At 57.5% G+C, this 433-nt stretch carries 1 protein-coding gene; it reads left to right on the top strand.

The genetic code is table 11. The features are described 5' to 3' along the window. Positions 1-433: glycoside hydrolase family 25 protein (locus AC1D0P_RS30070; RefSeq protein ID WP_477680074.1), on the top strand; the 433-nt coding region annotated here is incomplete at both ends.

Genomic DNA, 433 nt, shown 5'->3' with positions numbered 1-433 from the left:
CCTTGAAAGCCGCAGGCATCGTCGCCGTGATGCACAAGGCCACGCAAGGCAGCCATTTCAAGGATTCGAAATACGACCAGAGGCGAGCGGCCGCCGAGCAAGCCGGGCTTCTGTGGGGTGCTTATCACTTCGCCGAAAATCGCGAAGACAGCGGCACCGGCGCCCAGCAGGCTAAATACTTTCTCGATCGGATCGGCGATTCCAAGAATGTGTTCCTGTCACTCGATTTCGAGGGATATCACCACAAGGACAAGCCCGAAGTAGAATTGACCATGTCCGTAGCGGACGCGGAAGATTTCATCGATGCGGTGCATCAGCGCCTGGGGCGTTTCCCGTTCTTCTATTCCGGCAGCACCGTCCGCGACATTCTCGGCAGCAAGACCAACGCCAAGTTCGCCCAATGCAAACTCTGGGCGGCCGGTTATGTCAACGA

This window comes from Polaromonas sp. P1_G2 (genome assembly GCF_056405515.1).
This window is presented reverse-complemented; position numbering and strand designations above follow the sequence as displayed.